The following is a 19,295-nucleotide window of genomic DNA, read 5'->3' as shown; positions in this document are numbered from 1 at the left end:
CGTTTTATGCTGAGCAAAAAGATTCGCAACTTCCTGCTATTCGGGGTCATCGCCGCGCTGTTCCTGGCGGTGGGCTACTGGAATATCAGCCCGGAGCGCTTTCTCGACCAGCCTGCCGCGCAGGTTGACGAAGGCGCTATCGACTATTACGCCACTAATGCCAGGAGCGTGCAGTTCCTGCCCGATGGCAAGGTGCAATACGAAATGACCTCGGATAAGGTCGAGCATGTCAAAGCCAGTGAAATCACGCTGCTGACCAACCCCGACATGAACATTTACCGCGGCACCGAGTTCCCGTGGCACGTCACCAGCAAGCGTGGCGAGGTCAACCCGGACGGTACCGAGGTGGAACTGATCGACTCGGTGCGCATCGCGCGCACTGATGATAAAAAACGTGAGACCGTGATTACCAGCAGTCGCATGACCGTATTCCCGCAGAAGCAATATGCGCAGACCGAGCAAAACGTTAGAATCGACGGCGCTGGCGGTGTATCGACTGGCAAGGGAATGAAAGCGTATTTGAAAGAAAGCAGGATACACCTGCTATCGAACGTAAGAGGACAGTATGAGGCTCGTTAAAACTCTCCCTATTTTGCTCGGCCTGGGCGCAGCACTGGGAAGCGTGAGCGCCTGGGCTCTGCCGAACGATAGCCAGCAGCCGATCCACATTTCGGCTGACGATGCGCAACTGGACGATAAGCAAGGCGTCGCCACCTATACAGGCGGCGTGATCATCACCCAGGGCTCGATGAAGATCACCGGCAACACGGTGACACTGACTCGCACGCAGTCCGGCGACATCGACGTGGTGACCTCGGTAGGCAATCTGGCTTACTTCGAACAGAAGCAAAAGGCTGAAGATCCTGGCCCGATGAAGGGCTATGGCAAGACCATCCAATATCATGCGCAGCAAAATCGCATCGTTCTGATCGACCAGGCCAAGGTACTGAGTGCTGACGGTAACTCCACCGAAGGGGAGAAGATCGTTTACAACACCCAGACCCAGGTTGCGCAGGCGGGCCGCGCCAACGGCACCAAGGTCAGCGCGCCACGCCCACGCATCGACATGGTCATCCAGCCGAAGAAGAAGGCCGAGTAATGGCAACCCTGAAAGCCCAGCATCTGGCCAAGGCCTATAAAAGCCGTCAGGTCGTGCGCGACGTCAGCCTGTCGATCGACAGCGGCCAGATCGTCGGTTTGCTTGGCCCCAACGGCGCCGGCAAGACCACCTGCTTCTACATGATCGTCGGCCTGGTCCAGGCGGACCAGGGTCGTGTATTGATCGATGACCTGGACGTGAGCCACCAGCCGATGCACGGCCGTGCCCGCGCCGGTATTGGCTACCTGCCGCAGGAAGCGTCGATCTTTCGCAAACTGTCGGTCGCCGACAACATCATGGCCATCCTCGAGACCCGCAAGGAACTCGACCGTGACGGCCGCCGCAAGGAGCTGGAAAGCCTGCTGCAGGAATTCCACATCAACCACATTCGCGACAACCTCGGCATGAGCCTCTCCGGTGGTGAGCGTCGTCGTGTGGAAATCGCCCGCGCCCTGGCCACCGCACCCAAGTTCATCCTGCTGGACGAACCGTTTGCCGGCGTCGACCCGATCTCGGTGGGCGATATCAAGCAGATCATCCATCACCTCAAGGCCAAGGGCATTGGCGTGCTGATCACCGACCACAACGTCCGCGAGACTCTCGATATCTGCGAAACCGCGTATATCGTCAACGATGGCCAGCTGATCGCCGAAGGCGATTCCGCCACCATCCTGGCCAACGAACTGGTCAAGGAAGTGTACCTGGGTCATGAGTTCCGCCTGTAAGCCGGCCTGTCTGAAAAAGGCGGTGAAAGGCCGTTTGCCAAGGTGCGCGGGAGTCAATGAAAACCTCCGGATTTTTATTGTTACCGCGCTCTAGGCAAAGCCCCCGATATCAGGCATATAATTTGCTTATGTTTGGCGCTCACGCGCCCTGTCGTGGATGGCGCATTGCGCCGGCGAATAAGGTGTTAAGCCCCTGCCATGAAACCATCGCTAGTCCTGAGAATGGGCCAGCAGCTGACGATGACACCGCAGCTGCAACAGGCCATCCGCCTGCTCCAATTGTCGACCCTGGACCTGCAACAGGAAATCCAGGAGGCCCTGGAGTCCAATCCGATGCTCGAACGCCAGGAAGAAGGCGACGACTTCGATAATGCAGACCCACTGGCCGACAACATCGAGCAAAAACCCAATTCCGACGTGCAGGAACCCTCCTACCAGGAGACCGCCCCCACGGTGGACAACCTTGAGGAAGGCGACTGGAACGAACGCATTCCCAACGAGCTTCCCGTCGATACCGCCTGGGAAGACGTCTACCAGACCAGCGCCAGCAGCCTGCCCAGCAATGACGATGACGAGTGGGACTTCACCACCCGCACGTCGGTTGGCGAGAGCTTGCAGAGCCATCTGCTGTGGCAATTGAACCTTGCACCGATGTCGGACACCGATCGCTTGATCGCCGTGACCCTGATCGACTGCATCAACAATCAAGGCTACCTGGACGAGACCCTAGAGGAAATCCTCGAGGCGTTCGACCCGGAGCTGGACATCGAACTGGACGAAATCGAAGCCGTCCTGCACCGCATCCAGCAATTCGAGCCCGCCGGTATCGGCGCGCGCAATCTCAGCGAATGCCTGTTGCTGCAACTGCGCCAGCTGCCGGCCAAGACCGCCTGGCTCGCCGAGGCCCAGCGTCTGGTCACCGATTATATCGACCTGCTGGGCAGCCGCGACTACAGCCAGTTGATGCGCCGCATGAAGCTCAAGGAAGACGACCTGCGCCAGGTTATCGAGCTGGTACAGAGCCTCAACCCGCGCCCCGGCTCGCAGATCGAATCCAGCGAGGCCGAATACGTAGTCCCCGACGTGATCGTGCGCAAGGACAACGAGCGCTGGCTGGTGGAGTTGAACCAGGAGTCGGTGCCGCGCCTGCGGGTCAATCCGCAATATGCCGGTTTCGTGCGCCGCGCCGATACCAGCGCCGACAACACCTTCATGCGTAACCAGCTGCAGGAAGCGCGCTGGTTCATCAAGAGCCTGCAGAGCCGCAACGAAACCCTGATGAAAGTCGCCACCCAGATCGTGGAGCACCAGCGCGGTTTCCTGGAATACGGCGACGAAGCGATGAAGCCGCTGGTGCTGCATGACATCGCCGAGGCGGTAGGCATGCACGAATCAACGATTTCCCGGGTAACAACGCAAAAATTCATGCATACCCCACGGGGTATATATGAGCTGAAATACTTTTTCTCCAGCCATGTGAGCACCTCCGAAGGCGGCGAATGCTCGTCCACGGCGATCCGCGCGATCATCAAGAAACTGGTTGCCGCGGAAAATCAGAAAAAGCCATTGAGTGACAGTAAGATCGCTGGTTTACTGGAGGCACAAGGCATTCAGGTCGCCCGTCGAACCGTCGCCAAGTACCGCGAGTCCCTAGGGATCGCGCCTTCCAGCGAGCGTAAGCGTTTGATGTGACGGGCGGGCCGCAGCGTTCCAGTGGCAGGTATTCCTTACCTGTCGCTTTATGCACTGGCAACGAAGGAGAAGCTGTATGCAAGTCAACATCAGTGGACACCATGTAGAAGTCACCCCTCCAATGCGCGAATACGTCGAGCAGAAGCTGAAGAAGCTTGAAGGACATTTCGACAAGATCACCAATGTGCAGGTCATCATGAAGGTCGATAAGCTTCAGCAGAAAATCGAGGCGACCCTTCAGATTCCCGGTGGCGAAGTGGTTGCTAACGCCGAGCATGAAGACATGTATGCATCGATCGACTTGCTCACCGACAAGCTTGACCGCCAACTCAAAAAGCATAAGGAAAAGAATCTGCACCTGATGCAAGGTACAGGTCGTTAACTCTCCCCCCATGATCCGACTTGAAACCATCCTGACCCCCGGCCGTTCCCTTGTGAACGTGCCGGGCGGCAGTAAAAAGCGCGCCCTCGAACAAATTGCCAACCTGATCAGCAGCCAAGTGCCTGAACTGGAGATGCAAGATGTCTTCGAGGCCCTGATTGCCCGTGAAAAACTCGGTTCCACCGGTTTTGGCAACGGCATCGCCATTCCTCACTGCCGCCTCAAAGGTTGCGAGACACCGGTCAGCGCGCTGCTGCACCTGGACGCTCCTATCGATTTCGACGCCATCGATGGTGCACCGGTCGACCTGCTGTTCGTACTGCTGGTCCCGGAAGCCGCCACCGATGCACACCTGGAACTGCTTCGGCAGATCGCCAGCATGCTCGACCGCAAGGAAGTACGCGACAAGCTGCGCAGTGCCAGCAGCAACGAGGCGCTGTACCAGGTTGTCCTGGATGAACAGAACGGGCAGTAACCATGCGTTTGATCATCGTCAGCGGCCGTTCCGGCTCGGGTAAAAGCACTGCCCTCAACGTCCTTGAGGACAACGGTTTCTACTGTATCGACAACCTGCCCGCCGGCCTGCTGCCGGAACTGGCCGAGCGCGCGCTGATCCACACGGAATTGGCGCAGCCGCTGGTCGCGGTGTCGATTGACGCCCGCAATCTCCCAAGCCACCTCTCTCGGTTCCCCGAACTGCTTGAGGAGGTGCGCGCCAAACACATCCATTGTGACGTGTTGTACCTGGACGCCGACGAAGAGACCCTGCTCAAGCGCTTCTCCGAGACCCGCCGGCGTCACCCTCTGAGCAGCGCCCAGCGTTCGCTGGCCGAAGCCATTGAGGACGAAACCAAGCTGCTGGGGCCGATCATTGACCTGGCCGACCTCAAGATCAACACCACCAGCCTTAACCTTTACCAGTTGCGCGATGCCATAAAGCTGCGCCTGTTGAACCAGCCGGAGCCGGGCACGGCGTTTCTCGTGGAGTCGTTTGGCTTCAAGCGAGGCATGCCGGTGGATGCCGACCTGGTATTCGATGTGCGCTGCCTGCCAAACCCCTACTGGAAGCCGGAGCTGCGTGAACAATCCGGTTTGGACCAGCCGGTGGCCGATTACCTGGCCGCGCAACCGGATGTAGAAGAGATGTTCCAGGACATTTCCAGCTACTTGCTCAAATGGCTGCCGCGCTTCGCCGCCAGTAATCGGGCCTATGTCACCATTGCCATCGGCTGCACTGGCGGTCACCACCGCTCCGTCTACCTGACGGAGCGCCTGGGCCAGGTGCTGCAAAAAACCCTCAAGAACGTCCAGGTCCGCCACCGCGACCTTAGCTGAAAGGAACACACCCGCGATGCCCGCTCGTGAAATTGAAATCATCAACAAGCTGGGTTTGCACGCCCGGGCCTCGGCCAAGTTCGTCGGCGTCGCCGGCCAGTTCCCCTGCCAGATCCGCGCCGGGCGCACCCCGGACGCCATGGTCGACGGCAAGAGCATCATGGCCATGATGATGCTGGCGGCCGGCAAGGGCACCAGGATTCACTTGAAGACCGAAGGCGAGCAGGAAGACGAAGCGATGGCCGCACTGGTGGCGCTGATCAATAACTACTTCGACGAAGGCGAATAACCCTCTACTGTAGGAGCGAGCTTGCTCGCGAAAAACGCACAGGCACCCGGTTAAACCAGAATGCCCGCGTTATCGTTTACGTTCTTCGCGAGCAAGCTCGCTCCTACAAAAAGCACGAATCAGCCCAGCGCAGTATCCATCACCATCATCAGGCAAAAACCGATACACAGCCCAAGGCTGGCGAGCTTTTCGTGACCATTGCGCCGCGATTCAGGAATGACTTCATGGGTCACCACCAGCAGCATCGCACCTGCGGCAAGGGCCAGGCCCAAAGGCAGCAGCACCTCGGCCAGGCTTACCAACCACGCGCAGAGTACAGCGAACACCGGCTCCACCAGACCTGACGCAGCACCGATCAGGAACGCCTTGACCCGTGACATCCCCGCCCCGGCCAATACCAGCGCAATCACCAGGCCTTCAGGCACATCCTGCAACGCAATGCCCATCGCCAGGCTATCGGCATCCGGCATTCCGCCACCGGCGGAGACGCCCACCGCCATGCCTTCCGGAATGTTGTGGGCGATGATGGCAAACACGAACAGCCAGATGCGCGGCGGGATCACCGGTTTGTCTGGCGTGCCCACCAGCATTTCCGGGCTGGCACCGGAGACCTGGCGGTCAACCAGGTACAGCCCGAATGCTCCGAGCATAATGCCCAAACAGATCAAGCCACTGGCGCCCCAGGGCGCCAGTCCCAGGCTCTCAGCCGCGCTAATGCCTGGCACGATCAGCGAGAACGCCGTCGCCGCCAGCATCACCCCGGCACCAAAGCCCAGCAACGTATCGCTCAGCGCTACCGGCATGCGCCGGATGACCAGCACCGGAACGGCACCGAGCGCCGTGCCGAGCGCGCATATGGCCCCGCCCTGCAGGGCGCGCAGAATACGCGGCTCCAGGTCCAGCCAAGCCAGCCCGTGGGCCACCAGCAATGCAGAACCTGCCAATAGCAGCAGCGAGCCAAACGCATAACGAAACATTCGCCCGCTGCTGATCGCCAGTGTTTCAGTGCCCATAGTCGGCCTTAGATCTTGTTATGAGGTTGAAGTCAGGCAACAGCGGCCTGATAGCGCGCGGCAACTTCCGGCCAGTTGATAACACTGTAGAAGGCATTGATGTATTCGGGGCGGCGGTTCTGATACAGCAGGTAGTAGGCGTGCTCCCAGACGTCCAGGCCGAGGATCGGCGTATTACCGTTCATCAGCGGACTGTCCTGGTTACCGCTGCTTTCCACCACCAGGGTCTTTTGCGGGGTGACGCTCAGCCACGCCCAGCCGCTGCCGAAACGGGTCAGGGCCGCCTTGGTGAATGCTTCCTTGAAGCTGTCGAATCCACCCAACTGCTCGTCGATCGCCTTGCCCAGCTCGCCCTCGGGTTTACCGCCGCCCTTGGGCGACATCACCGCCCAGAACAACGAATGGTTGGCGTGGCCGCCACCTTGGTTGATCACCGCAGCGCGCATTTTTTCCGGCAGCTGCTGCACGCTGGACACCAGCTTCTCCACCGGCCAGCCCGCAAACTCGGTGCCTTCTACGGCCGCGTTGAGGTTGTTGATGTAGGTCTGGTGGTGCTTGGTGTAGTGGATCTCCATGGTCTGCGCATCGATATGCGGTTCCAGGGCGTCGTAGGCGTAAGGCAAGGCAGGCAAGGTGTAAGTCATCTCAATGTGCTCCGTAGTGGGAAGTGGTCGGTTGCACCGCAGCGCCACCCAGCAAGCGATGGGTGCGCGGGTACTCACCGTGATCGCTGATGAAGTTCAACAGCTCGACGTAAGTCTTGCTGCTCTGACGCAGGGCTGCTTCGCGCAATTGCGGGCTCAACCGCGAGTCCTGCATGGTTTGCAGCAGGCGCTGGTGGATCGCACAGAGGTATTCGGCGCTCTCTTCCGGCTGGTTCAGGCGCAGGTGCAGATCCGCCAGGTTGTGATGGGAAATGACGCAGGCCGCCACTGCTTCGTCGGCGTCCGCCCAGCGTTCGAACAACACTTGGGCCAGGGCCAGGGCTTGCAAGTAGGCCTCGCGAGCATCCACCAGTTCGCCCGCCATAAAACAGCGATTGGCCCGTTCGATCGTACGTTTCCAGTGCTCCATGGTGAGCCTCCAAAGCAGGGTCGGTGATTACACGCCACCAGCCGTGAGCTTTTCCGGATCCAGCAGGATTTCCAGTTGGCTGCGCGGCAAGTCGGTGTGCTCGAGGGCGACATCAATCACCGGGCGGCCCTGCTGATAGGCCGTCTTGGCAATCTCGGCAGCCTTTTGGTAACCGATGATCGGATTGAGTGCGGTGACCAGGATCGGGTTGCGCGATAACGCCTCCTTGAGCTTGGCTTCATTGACCTTGAAACTGGCAATGGCCTTGTCTGCCAGCAAACGGCTGGCATTGGCCAGCAATTGGAGACTGCTGAGCAGGTTCTGGGCGATGATCGGCAGCATCACGTTCAGCTCGAAATTGCCAGACTGGCCGGCGACGGTGATCACCGTATCGTTGCCGATGACCTGCGCGGCGACCATGGCGGTCGCTTCCGGGATCACCGGGTTGACCTTGCCGGGCATGATCGAGGAGCCCGGTTGCAGGGCTTCGAGTTCGATTTCACCGAGGCCGGCGAGCGGGCCGGAGTTCATCCAGCGCAAATCGTTGGCAATCTTCATCAGCGACACGGCGGTGGCCTTCAACTGGCCGGAGACGGCAACGGCGGTGTCCTGGGAGCCGATCAGCGCAAACAGGTTCTTGCCTGGGGTGAAGGTCACGCCGGTCAGGGTGCTCAATTGCTGGCTGAAACGCGCGGCGAACTGCGGGTGTGCGTTGATTCCGGTGCCGACCGCCGTGCCGCCCTGGGCCAGCGCTTGCAGGCTTGGCAGCAGGTCCTGCAAGTGCCCGATGTTGGCCTTGAGCTGCTGCGCCCAGCCGTTGAGCACCTGGCTCATGCGCACCGGCATGGCGTCCATCAGGTGCGTGCGGCCGGTCTTGATGAACGGGTGGACCTCTTCGGCTTTTTGCTCGATCACCTGAACCAGGTGCAGCAAGGCCGGCAGCGTATGCTCATGCAGCACCAGCGCGGCACTGACGTGGATAGTGGTCGGAATGATGTCGTTGCTGCTTTGGCCGCAGTTCACGTGATCGTTGGGGTTTACCGGCTCGCCCAGCAAACGGGTCGCGAGGGTCGCAATCACCTCGTTGGCATTCATGTTGGAGCTGGTGCCGGAACCGGTCTGGAAGATATCCACCGGGAAGTGCCGCATGAAATCACCTTCGAGCAAACCTTGGGCGGCATCGACGATAGCCTTGCCCTGCCCTGCGCTGATTTGCTCGAGGTCGACGTTGACCTTGGCGGCGGCGGCCTTGGCCAGGATCAATGCGCGAATGAATTGCGCCGGCATGGGTTGATGACTGATCGGGAAATTGTTTACCGCGCGCTGGGTCTGGGCGCCGTACAAAGCCTCGGCGGGCACCTGCAGTTCGCCCATGCTGTCGCGTTCGATACGGGTATTACTCATCGGAGGATCCTTGGACCAGGTCAGTAACGGAAAGGGAAGGCAGCAATTGGCACGTAGCCAATTGCCAGGCGAAGGTCTGCCAGCGCTTGAGGCGGCAGGCACAGTGGGAGAGCTTTTCCAGATCGCGCAGTGGGCGCCAGGCCTGATCCAGGCACATGGAACGCCAATGCCAGGGCAACGCGATATCGCTGGCGGTATCGAGTAGCAGACGGAACGAGGTTTCAGCGATCGTCCACGGATGGGTGGCGGTGCAACACGCCAGGTAGCGGCCCTCACTGAGGTAGTGTTCGATCAGGCGCGGCTCGTCGGGCTCGAGGCCGCAACGAATCTGGCGACTCATCCAGCGCCAGCTCTCAAGATAAGGATCCTCATGCAGGACAGGCTTCATGATCCACACTCATTCGGTAATGAGATTTATTATTAAATGATATTAAGAATCAAAACAAGGGTGGCGTGATAATCCCTTGTCACACACGCAAAAAGAAAGGCGCGCCATCTTTAAGATGGCGCGCCTTTGGGTGAAGCGCTGGAAGGATCAGCTACCGGCGACGGTCATCCGCTCGATCAACACCGAACCTGTGCGAATGTTGCTGCGCAGTTCCAAGTCATTACCCACTGCAACGATCTGCCTGAACATGTCGCGCATGTTGCCGGCGATGGTCACCTCCTGGACGGCAAACTGAATCTCGCCGTTTTCCACCCAGAAACCCGCGGCACCACGGGAGTAATCACCCGTGACCATGTTCAAGCCATGGCCCATCAATTCGGTCACCAGCAGGCCACGCCCCATGCGCCGCAACAGGGCGGCCTGGTCTTCCTCGCCATGGGTGACGAACAGGTTGTGCACGCCGCCGGAATTGGCAGTGCTTGGCAGGCCGAGTTTGCGGCCGGAATAGGTGCTCAATACGTAGGAAACCAACTCGCCGTTCTCGACGAAAGGCTTCGCGTAAGTCGCCAGGCCATCGCCGTCGAACGATGTGCTGCCCATGGCGCGCATCAGGTGGGGGCGTTCGTCAATGGTCAGCCACTCTGGAAACAGTTTCTGGCCGATCGCACCCTCGAGGAACGACGACTTGCGGTACAGGTTGCCACCGGAAATCGCCCCCAGGAAACTGCCGAACAACCCACCGGCCAACTCTGCGGAAAACAGCACCGGCACTTCACAGGTTGGCACCGGGCGGGCGCCCAGCCGACTCGCCGCACGTTGCGCGGCACGCTGGCCAATGCTGACTGGGTCAGCGAGCAGGTCGCCCTGGCGGTTCACGTCGTACCAGTAATCGCGCTGCATCTGACCATTGGCCTCGGCGATCATTACACAGCTCAGGCTATGGCGCGTGGAAGCATAACCGCCGATAAAACCATGGCTGTTGCCGTACACGCGGCAACCCTGATGGGTACTCAACGTGGTGCCATCAGCGTTCTTGATGCGGGCATCGGCGTCGAATGCCGCCGCTTCGCAGACCAAAGCCTGCTCGATGGCCTGCTCTGGCGTGATGTCCCAAGCGTGGAACAGATCGAAATCCTGCAGGTCCTGGGCCATCAGCGCCTTGTCGGCCAAGCCTGAGCTTTCATCTTCGGAGGTGTGCTTGGCGATGGCCAATGCAGCGGCCACGGTTTCGCGGATCGCCTCCGGGCCGCTGGCCGAGGTACTCGCCGACCCTTTGCGCTGCCCTACATACAAGGTGATGCCGAACCCTTGGTCGCGATTGAACTCAACGGTTTCCACTTCCCGCTGACGGACCGACGTCGACAGCCCTTGCTCCAGCGACACCGCCACTTCACAGGCGCTGGCCCCCTGGCGCTTGGCCTCGGCAAGGATCTGCTCGACTTGTTCCTGCAGTGCCGGTAACGCTTGCGGACCGACGCTTTGGGCTGCACTCATGGTTTTCTCCACTCAAATTCTGCTTTCGGTTAAGGCCATCGAGCGACCGGGCCGGACAAGCGGCCCCCGACTGGTTATCATGGCGGCGTTTCTTTGCGGACTGCCACCATGGTTGATTCTTACGACGACTCCCTCGATGGGGAGAAAAGCAAAACCCAGGTCAAACGTGAGCTGCATGCTCTGGTTGACCTCGGCGAGCGCCTTACAACGCTCAAGAAGGATTTGATTGCAAAACTGCCGTTGACCGACGAAATGCGCCGGGCTTTGGCGGATGCGCCCAAGCACACCGCGAATATCGCGCGTAAACGGCACATCATGTTTATCGGCAAACTGATGCGCGATCAGGACACTGACGCCATTCTGGCCTTGCTTGATCAAACCGATGCCTCCACTCGCCAGTACAACGAACGCTTCCATAACCTGGAGCGTTGGCGTGACCGCCTGATTGAGGGCGATGACGCCGTGCTGGAGAAATTCGTGCTGGACTATCCGGATGCGGACCGCCAGCAACTGCGCTCCCTGATCCGTCAGGCCCAGCATGAGCAGGCGCATAACAAAGCGCCGGCCACCAGCCGTAAAATCTTCAAATACATCCGAGAGCTGGACGAGACTCAACGCGGTCTGCGCTGATCCTCTTCCGTGGGTGGCGGTCTTCGCCACCCGAAGCTCCACGGTTTACGAGCCCGTGCCACCCACGGTGATCGCATCAATCTTCAGCGTTGGCTGGCCGACACCCACCGGCACCGACTGCCCATCCTTACCGCATGTGCCCACGCCGCTGTCCAGCGACAGGTCGTTGCCGACCATCGACACCTTGCTCATTGCTTCCGGGCCGTTACCGATCAACGTTGCCCCTTTGACCGGCGCGGTAATCTTGCCGTCTTCGATCAGGTATGCCTCGCTGGTGGAAAACACGAACTTGCCGCTGGTGATATCCACCTGGCCGCCACCGAGGTTGGCGCAGTAGATGCCGCGCTTTACCGAAGCGATGATTTCCGCCGGATCGCTTTGGCCACCGAGCATGTAGGTATTGGTCATGCGTGGCATCGGCAGGTGCGCATAAGATTCGCGGCGGCCGTTACCGGTGCGGGCAACCCCCATCAGGCGAGCGTTGAGCTTGTCTTGCATATAGCCCTTGAGCACGCCGTTTTCGATCAGGGTGGTGCACTCGGTTGGCGTCCCCTCATCATCCACGCTCAGCGAGCCACGACGCCCGGCCAGGGTGCCGTCATCGACGATAGTGCAGAGCTTGGACGCAACCATTTCGCCCATGCGCCCGCTGTAGGCCGAACTGCCCTTGCGGTTGAAGTCCCCTTCCAGGCCATGCCCGACCGCTTCGTGCAGCAGCACACCGGACCAGCCCGAACCCAGCACTACCGGCAGGGTACCCGCCGGTGCCGGAATCGCTTCCAGGTTGACCAGCGCCTGGCGCAGCGCTTCACGGGCATACCCCATGGCGCGGTCATCACTGAGGAAATAACGGTAGTCGGTACGCCCGCCGCCGCCATGGCCGCCGCGCTCGCGATGGCCGTTCTGTTCAACGATCACACTCACGTTGAAACGCACCAGCGGCCGTACATCCGCCGCCAGACCGCCATCGGTGGACGCCACCAGGATACGTTCCCACACACCGGCCATGCTCACGGTGACCTGCTGGATACGCGGGTCCAGGGCACGGGTGGCCGCGTCGACACGCTTGAGCAGCTCGACCTTTTCCGCGCGGCTGATCACTTCCAGTGGGTTATCCGGTGCGTACAGCTGGGCCACGTCCTGGGTGCTGAATGCCTGCACCGTGCCGTTTTGCCCGGCGCGCGAAATCGAGCGCGCGGCACGCGCCGCCAAGCCCAAGGCTTCCAGGGTGATCGCGTTGCTGTAGGCGAAGCCGGTTTTCTCGCCGGATTGCGCGCGCACGCCGACGCCCTGATCGAGATTGAAACTGCCTTCCTTGACGATCCCGTCTTCCAACGACCAGGACTCGGAGATCTGGCCCTGGAAATACAGATCGGCCGCGTCAATGCCCGGCCCGGCCAGATCGCCGAGCACGGTTTGCAGACTTTCGATGGTCACGCCACCGGGTGCCAGGAGGTGTTCACTGACTGAGGACAACAACTCGCTCATAGGTATGGCCTTAAATTCATCGTTCCGAAGCAGGCCGCTGTGCGCCCTGCGAGAAAAAGCGCCGATGGTTGACCACCGGCATGCGCGCCCGAATCGACGCCTGTTCACTGCTATCGCGCTCGGCCAACAACACCGCTTCGCCTTTGTCCTGTTGTGCCAGCACGCGCCCCCACGGGTCGACAATCGCCGCGTGCCCATGGGTTTCCCGGGGGCCCGGATGCACACCGCCCTGGGCGGCCGCCAGCAGGTAGCACTGGGTTTCAATGGCCCGTGCACGCACCAGCACATCCCAATGCGCGGCGCCGGTCACGGCCGTAAACGCCGAAGGTGCGCTAATCAATTGCGCCCCCGCCGCACGCAACTCGCTGTAGAGCTCGGGGAAGCGCAGGTCGTAACATACCGTCAGCCCCAGGCGGCCGACCGGTGTATCCGCGACCACCACGTTGCCCCCGAAAGCATAGTCATCAGACTCGCGATAGCGACCTCGAGCGTCCGCCACATCGACATCGAACAAATGCAGCTTGTCGTAACGGGCAACGGTCTCGCCGCGATCATCAACCAGCAGCGAGCAGGCATTGGGCTTGGCGTGCGGTTGATCCTCGGGTGGCAACGGCAAAGTACCGGCGACTATCCATAAGGTGAGGTCGCGGGCGGTCTGTTTCAACCATGGCAGGATCGGGCCGTCGCCCAGCGCTTCGGCGCGGCCGATATCGGCCACATCGCGACGGCCCATGGCGGCGAAGTTTTCCGGCAGCACCGCCAACTTCGCACCACCCGCCGCCGCTTGCTCCATCAGACGGCGGGCCTGGGCCAGGTTGGCCAGCACGTCGCTCTGGCTGACCATTTGAATTACCGCAAAGGACATGGGCCGACACTCCCTGAAGGATAGGTGGCCATGCTACTCCACAGGCTCTCAGTTTGGCTTTTCAAATGGCTTGTCGAAGGTGATTTTCGGGTCTTTCCATGGGCCTTCCACCTTGTATTGCACGCTGGCGAAGCGCGCAACACGGTCACCGATCAGCTTGTCGATCAGGAACAACGCACCGCCAATCGCCGGCGCGCCCACGATCAGCGCGGCGATCGGCAGGTTATTGGTGACCGGCAGGGTGACCAGCAGCTTGGCGTCAACCCGGTCGGCGACCAGGTCCAGGGTGCCGTTGAGCTCCAGGTTGGTCGATGGCCCGGTCATGGTGATCGGTTCACGGGTCACGAACACACCGTCACTGGCGGCCAGCAAGCCTTTGACCCGGTCATAGCTCAAGCCCTTGCCGAGCAAGTCGGAAAAGTCCAGGCGCAACCGTCGCCCGATGGAGTTGAAGTTCAGCAGGCCGAACACCCGCAGGGCCTGGGCACCGCCTTCCACCTCCACGAACTGACCGTTGCGAAAGGCCGCGTCCAGGCTGCCCGAGAAGCGCTTGGGCCCTACATAGGCCGGCGAACCCGGCCAGCGACCATCCACGTCCAGGTGGAAATCCTGGCTGGTGACGGTCGGTGCATAACCCCACCCCTTGAGCACATCACCAATATTCTTGCCGTCCAGGCGGCCCTTGTACCAACTGCCGCTGGCGCCCGCTGCGCCCTCCCAACCACCGGCCCCCTTGAGCTGCATGCCCTTGAGGCCCAGGTCCAGGTTAGTGAACGCCAGGCCCTTGGCGGTCGGGCGGATTTTCAGCGACCAGGCGCCGACCAGGTCCGGGCCTTGGAACAACTGGTCAATGGCGATATCCAGCGCCGGAATATCCTTCGGATCGATGCTCGCCAATGGGTCCGGAGCGTTTTCGTCCGCCTGCACCGTCGGGTCCACCGCCGGCAGTTTCACGTATTGCAGGTTGATCGCAATCGGTGCGCCCTTGGCGTCCGGCAGGTTGACCGTGCCCTTGGCCTGCTGGCTGTCGAACTGCAAGCCCCACGCCGCCTGCTTACGGTCCAATTGCAAGTTCACCCGATCAAACTGGGTGCCGAAACCGGTCAGCTTGCCCACCTTGAAATCGGCGCCGCTGAGCAATTGCTTGGCACTGCCGCCAGGATCGTTCCCGGCATACTGGTTGACGAGCTTTCTCCAGGGATCGATATCCAGTTCCGACAGCACGCCGCGAATACGCAAGCCCCTGGCACCTGGCAGCACCGCATCGCCATCACCGAGGAACAGCTCTCCCCGGCCATCATTGAATTTGTCCGGCGGCGCGGCAAAAGTAAAATTCGCCAATTCGCCGTAATCGAACCAATAACGGCGCTCGGCGCCCTGCAGAGTCATGCGAAATACGCTGTCACGGCCCTGGCTGGCTGGCATGCCGAACGGCGCGGGCAAATCCACCGCCACGCCCTTGAGGTTCGAGCTGACCATCAGTTGGCTGTCGGCGCCGCTCAGGTCCAGTTGCAACTGGTAGGGAATATCACCGGAGGCCGGCAACGGCTGAGTGACGTTCAGCCAGTCCGTCAGCCGCTTGACCGTTACCTGGCCCTTGGCAACCACGCGCGTGCTGACAGTGCCCGGCTTGCCGTCGGCAAAGATCTGCGCGGTGATCGGCCGGTCGAACGCCTGGGCCGTGATGTTCTGGCCACTGAGGCCCTTGGTGCTGTCAAAGCGGAAATCGCCCTTGAGCTGGGTCAGGTCAAGGGTGGGCTCCGCCAGTTGCAGGCGCGCCTTATCGGTCTTGAAGTCCACCACGATCTTCGGCTCGGCGCCCTTGGCCAACGGAATATCCAGGTCGAGATTGCCTTGCAGGTCGCCCTCGCCCTTCCAGCCGGCAAAGGTCGATGCCGTGCCGATCGGTGCTTCCTGGAGGATCTTCAGGCCATCGCCCAAACCGCCGGCAAAACCACCCGTCAGCAACAGATGGCTGTCCTTGCCGGCAGGCGCGTGGGGAATATTGACGTAGATGTCCTTGACCTTGGTGTCGAGCAACTGGCCCTTGCTCGCCAGGATGCGTACGCCGCTCTCCTCGACGAACACTTCACCGTTGACCTTGCTCACATGGGGCCAGCCCGGCTGGAACGCCAGCTCGGCGTCATGCACCTTGAAAAACAGGCTGATATTGCGCGAAGCCCGCAACGCGTCGTGGTTCAGCGAGCCCTGGTACTGGAAGAAGCCCTGGTCCACCGCGCCCTTGAGAATCGCCGTGCGCAACCATTCATCGAGTGCCGGGCTCAACACCGCCGGCAGGTACTTGGGGGTGAAGCGCCCGTCGCCATCGACCATGCCGACGCGCAGGTCCATGTAGTCTTCCTGGCTATGGTCGAAATGCAGGCGAATCAGGAAGTCGGCGGCGATCTTGCCCTCCTCGCCCAGCACCTTGATATACGGGGCGATCAGGGTGAAGCCTTGCTTGTCCAGCTTCCAGGTCAGGCGTGCATTGGCCTGCAGGTACTGCCAGGGCTTGGCGAAGATCGGGTCAAGGTGCAGGGAGAAGTCTTTGCTGTCCATGCGCAACTCGCCATGGCCCAGGTCGCCACTGATACTGCCCGATACGTTACGCGCGGCCGGCGCGCCAGAGTAGGCATCAAAACCGATGCGCTCGAGGTTGGCGGCGAAGCTGACTTTTTGATCGGTGGTGTCTTGAGGGCGAAAGTCCACCAGCACATTACGCAGCAGGCCGGTGGCCTTGAGGTGCTCGATGGTTTTGGCGAAACCTTCCGGCAGCGGCGCCAAGGCATTGAGCAGTGGCGTGAGCGGCGTGAGGTCCAGGCGGTCGGCCTGGAGCTTCCAGACTTCCTGGTCCTTGTCGCTAGCCAGGGTCTGCTGGAGTTGCAGGCGGGATTCCCAACGGGTTTCCCCCAGGTTCATCGCCAGGGAGTCGAACAGCACCTTGAGGCCGGTGTCGCTGCGCTGCAGGTAGGCGGTGAGCGCAAGGTTTTCGATGTGCACAGGCTTGCGCTCGGCGTAACGGCCTTTGACCTGAGGCGAGTTGAGGCGCACCACTGCGCTTTGCACGGTGCCTTTGGCCCAGGTCAGCCAGAATTCGCCACCGGCCTTGAACTGGCTGAGTGTCCACTGCTGGGTCAGCTTGGCCGGGATCCACTTGGCCCAATCGCTTTGCGGCAGGCTCAGGTAGGCCTGGACTTCGCCGTCCCGCCACTGGCTGGCGCGAATACGCGTGCGCAGGCTCAAGGCGAGCGGCTGGCCATCGGGCAGGGTCAAGCGCGCGTCCAGACGCTGGCGGGTCATGCCGGTGTGCAGGCTCAGCCCGACATACGTCAGCGTCACGGGTGCCTGGTCAAACGGTTGCAACGTGACTTGGCTGTCGAGCAGCGACACACGCTTGACCCGCTGCATGCGCATGAGCAACTGCTCCGGGTCCAGCGGCTGGTCGTCGCGCATCGGCAGGCCCTGAAGGGCCCACTTGCCGTCCTTGTCTTCCTTGACGCTGAGCTGCAAGCCACTGACTTGCAAATGCGCAATGCGCACTTCGCGAGCCATGAGGCTGGCCCAGATATCCGGCACCACTTCGACCTGGTCCAGGCGCAGGGCACTGCTGCCCTCGCCCACCATCACGTCATGGGCGAGCAATACCGGGGCGAAGCCGCTCCAGCGGCCTTCAAGACTGCCGATGTGCAGGGGCATGTCCACCGCAGCCTGGGCCTTGGCTTCGACTTCCCCACGGTATTCGGCCACCAGCGGGGTCAATTCACGACCCAGGCTCACATACACGGCCGCCAATACCAGCAGCAAGGCGCAGAGGCCCAGGCCCCAACGGGTCAAAGCGGCAAAAAAGCGTATCAGACGCTCCATGTCAGGCGACCCTCAAGGCGGTAGTCGGACGGCAGATCACGGTCTGCCCGTCGCGTAAAAGGAAAACGATTGGGGATCAGAGCAGCACCACGTCGTATTGTTCCTGGGAATACATGGTTTCGACCTGGAAGCGAATCGTGCGCCCGATAAACCCCTCCAGCTCGGCAACGTTGCCGGACTCTTCGTCCAGCAGCCGATCCACCACTTTCTGGTTGGCGAGTACTCTATAACCTTCGGCCTGATAGGCTCGCGCCTCTCGTAGGATTTCACGGAAAATCTCGTAGCAAACCGTTTCCGGCGTCTTCAATTTACCGCGCCCCTGGCAACTGCTGCAGGGCTCGCACAGCACCTGTTCGAGGCTTTCGCGGGTGCGCTTGCGGGTCATCTGCACCAGGCCCAGCTCGGTTATGCCGATGATGTTGGTCTTGGCGTGATCGCGTTCCAGCTGCTTTTCGAGAGTACGCAGCACCTGGCGTTGGTGCTCTTCGTCTTCCATGTCGATAAAGTCGATGATGATGATGCCGCCCAGGTTGCGCAGGCGCAGCTGGCGGGCAATCGCGGTAGCCGCTTCGAGGTTGGTCTTGAAGATCGTCTCTTCAAGGTTGCGATGACCGACGAACGCGCCCGTGTTGACGTCAATGGTGGTCATGGCTTCCGCCGGGTCCACCACCAGATAGCCGCCGGACTTGAGTGGTACCTTGCGTTCCAGGGCTTTCTGGATTTCATCTTCGACGCCATACAGGTCAAAGATCGGCCGTTCGCCAGGGTAATGCTCCAGGCGGTCGGCAATTTCCGGCATCAGCTCGGCGACAAACTGCGTGGTGCGCTGGAAGGTTTCCCGCGAGTCGATACGAATTTTTTCAATCTTCGGGCTGACCAGGTCGCGCAGTGTGCGCAGGGCCAGGCCCAGGTCTTCGTAAATGACGCTTGGCGCGCTGATGGTCTTGATCTGCACGTCGATCTGGTCCCACAACCGGCGCAGGTAACGGATGTCCATCAGGATTTCATCGGCGCCCGCGCCCTCCGCGGCGGTGCGCAGGATAAAACCACCGGCCTCCTTGATGCCTTCGGCGGCTACGCAATCGCTGACCACCTTCTTGAGGCGTTCTCGCTCGGCTTCGTCTTCGATCTTCAGGGAAATGCCAACATGGGCGGTGCGCGGCATGTAGACCAGGTAGCGCGACGGAATCGACAGCTGCGTGGTCAGGCGCGCGCCCTTGGAACCGATGGGGTCCTTGGTGACTTGCACCACCAGGCTCTGCCCTTCGTGCACCAGGGCGCTGATGCTTTCGACCGCCGGGCCTTCGCGCAGGGAAATTTCCGAGGCATGGATAAACGCGGCTCGGTCCAGGCCGATATCGACGAAGGCAGCCTGCATCCCCGGCAACACGCGCACCACCTTGCCCTTGTAGATGTTGCCGACGATCCCGCGCTTCTGGGTGCGCTCCACGTGGACTTCTTGCAGAACACCGTTCTCTACCACCGCCACGCGCGATTCCATCGGCGTGATATTGATTAGAATCTCTTCACTCATGGCTGGGTCTCGTTCAGGC

General features: G+C 60.9%; 19 protein-coding genes. 9 read left to right on the top strand and 10 right to left on the bottom strand.

Features of this window, described 5'->3' with window-relative positions:
• Positions 1–6 precede the first annotated feature (6 nt).
• From lptC to BLL36_RS09430, 8 genes are all read left to right on the top strand, one after another.
• Positions 7–579 carry an LPS export ABC transporter periplasmic protein LptC gene (lptC, locus tag BLL36_RS09465; RefSeq protein WP_076951182.1) on the top strand — a complete coding sequence of 191 codons (573 nt, stop codon included), beginning with the start codon at positions 7–9 and terminating at the stop codon, positions 577–579.
• Complete coding sequence (gene lptA / locus BLL36_RS09460) at positions 566–1,099, top strand: lipopolysaccharide transport periplasmic protein LptA (protein ID WP_076951181.1); 534 nt, start codon at positions 566–568, stop codon at positions 1,097–1,099. Before lptC ends, lptA begins: the two co-directional genes overlap by 14 nt.
• Positions 1,099–1,824 carry an LPS export ABC transporter ATP-binding protein gene (gene lptB / locus BLL36_RS09455; protein WP_003171806.1) on the top strand — a complete coding sequence of 242 codons (726 nt, stop codon included), beginning with the start codon at positions 1,099–1,101 and terminating at the stop codon, positions 1,822–1,824. The genes lptA and lptB overlap by 1 nt, the downstream gene beginning before the upstream one ends.
• A 198-nt stretch (positions 1,825–2,022) precedes the next feature.
• Complete coding sequence (locus tag BLL36_RS09450) at positions 2,023–3,516, top strand: RNA polymerase factor sigma-54 (RefSeq protein ID WP_076951180.1); 1,494 nt, start codon at positions 2,023–2,025, stop codon at positions 3,514–3,516.
• 76 nt (positions 3,517–3,592) lie between these two features.
• Positions 3,593–3,898, top strand: a complete 306-nt coding sequence (hpf, locus tag BLL36_RS09445; protein WP_057724572.1) for a ribosome hibernation-promoting factor, HPF/YfiA family — start codon at positions 3,593–3,595, stop codon at positions 3,896–3,898.
• A gap of 10 nt (positions 3,899–3,908) precedes the next feature.
• Positions 3,909–4,373: a PTS IIA-like nitrogen regulatory protein PtsN gene (gene ptsN / locus BLL36_RS09440; RefSeq protein WP_076951179.1), complete on the top strand. Its 465-nt coding sequence runs from the start codon at positions 3,909–3,911 to the stop codon at positions 4,371–4,373.
• A 2-nt stretch (positions 4,374–4,375) separates the two neighbouring features.
• Positions 4,376–5,233, top strand: a complete 858-nt coding sequence (gene rapZ / locus BLL36_RS09435) for an RNase adapter RapZ (protein ID WP_076951178.1) — start codon at positions 4,376–4,378, stop codon at positions 5,231–5,233.
• Positions 5,234–5,249: 16 nt separating this feature from the next.
• A complete protein-coding gene (locus BLL36_RS09430; RefSeq protein ID WP_076951177.1) occupies positions 5,250–5,522 on the top strand; it encodes an HPr family phosphocarrier protein in 273 nt (90 codons plus the stop codon).
• 119 nt (positions 5,523–5,641) lie between these two features.
• On the opposite strand, the gene BLL36_RS09425 is transcribed toward BLL36_RS09430, so the two are convergent.
• From BLL36_RS09425 to pmbA, 6 genes are all read right to left on the bottom strand, one after another.
• The gene (locus BLL36_RS09425) at positions 5,642–6,535 is read right to left on the bottom strand and encodes a ZIP family metal transporter (RefSeq protein WP_076951176.1); all 894 of its coding nucleotides are present in this window, start codon (positions 6,533–6,535) and stop codon (positions 5,642–5,644) included.
• A 32-nt stretch (positions 6,536–6,567) separates the two neighbouring features.
• Complete coding sequence (locus BLL36_RS09420; RefSeq protein ID WP_076951175.1) at positions 6,568–7,179, bottom strand: superoxide dismutase; 612 nt, start codon at positions 7,177–7,179, stop codon at positions 6,568–6,570.
• A gap of 1 nt (position 7,180) precedes the next feature.
• Positions 7,181–7,609 (bottom strand): hypothetical protein, encoded by a 429-nt coding sequence (locus BLL36_RS09415; RefSeq protein ID WP_076951174.1) that lies wholly within the window; start codon positions 7,607–7,609, stop codon positions 7,181–7,183.
• 27 nt (positions 7,610–7,636) lie between these two features.
• Complete coding sequence (locus tag BLL36_RS09410) at positions 7,637–9,013, bottom strand: class II fumarate hydratase (protein ID WP_076951173.1); 1,377 nt, start codon at positions 9,011–9,013, stop codon at positions 7,637–7,639.
• Entirely contained in the window at positions 9,006–9,401 is a 396-nt protein-coding gene (locus tag BLL36_RS09405) for a FagA protein (RefSeq protein WP_076951172.1), read from the bottom strand. The genes BLL36_RS09410 and BLL36_RS09405 overlap by 8 nt, the downstream gene beginning before the upstream one ends.
• 147 nt (positions 9,402–9,548) lie before the next feature.
• On the bottom strand, positions 9,549–10,895 hold the full coding sequence (pmbA, locus tag BLL36_RS09400) for a metalloprotease PmbA (protein WP_076951171.1): 1,347 nt from the start codon (positions 10,893–10,895) through the stop codon (positions 9,549–9,551).
• 108 nt (positions 10,896–11,003) lie between these two features.
• Between pmbA and yjgA the strand changes: the two genes are divergently transcribed.
• A complete protein-coding gene (yjgA, locus tag BLL36_RS09395; RefSeq protein ID WP_076951170.1) occupies positions 11,004–11,525 on the top strand; it encodes a ribosome biogenesis factor YjgA in 522 nt (173 codons plus the stop codon).
• 45 nt (positions 11,526–11,570) lie between these two features.
• Here yjgA and tldD read toward each other — a convergent pair whose 3' ends face one another.
• The 4 genes from tldD to rng form a co-directional block, all read right to left on the bottom strand.
• Positions 11,571–13,013, bottom strand: coding sequence for a metalloprotease TldD (gene tldD / locus BLL36_RS09390; protein ID WP_076951169.1), 1,443 nt, complete (start codon positions 13,011–13,013; stop codon positions 11,571–11,573).
• Positions 13,014–13,029: 16 nt separating this feature from the next.
• Complete coding sequence (locus tag BLL36_RS09385; protein ID WP_076951168.1) at positions 13,030–13,878, bottom strand: carbon-nitrogen hydrolase family protein; 849 nt, start codon at positions 13,876–13,878, stop codon at positions 13,030–13,032.
• Between the two features lie 48 nt (positions 13,879–13,926).
• Positions 13,927–17,742, bottom strand: a complete 3,816-nt coding sequence (locus BLL36_RS09380; RefSeq protein ID WP_076951167.1) for a YhdP family protein — start codon at positions 17,740–17,742, stop codon at positions 13,927–13,929.
• 76 nt (positions 17,743–17,818) lie between these two features.
• Positions 17,819–19,276, bottom strand: a complete 1,458-nt coding sequence (gene rng / locus BLL36_RS09375; RefSeq protein ID WP_076951166.1) for a ribonuclease G — start codon at positions 19,274–19,276, stop codon at positions 17,819–17,821.
• Positions 19,277–19,295: the final 19 nt, after the last annotated feature.

The sequence above is a fragment of the Pseudomonas cedrina subsp. cedrina genome (assembly GCF_001983175.1).
In the GTDB taxonomy this organism is placed as follows: domain Bacteria; phylum Pseudomonadota; class Gammaproteobacteria; order Pseudomonadales; family Pseudomonadaceae; genus Aquipseudomonas; species Aquipseudomonas cedrina.
This window is presented reverse-complemented; position numbering and strand designations above follow the sequence as displayed.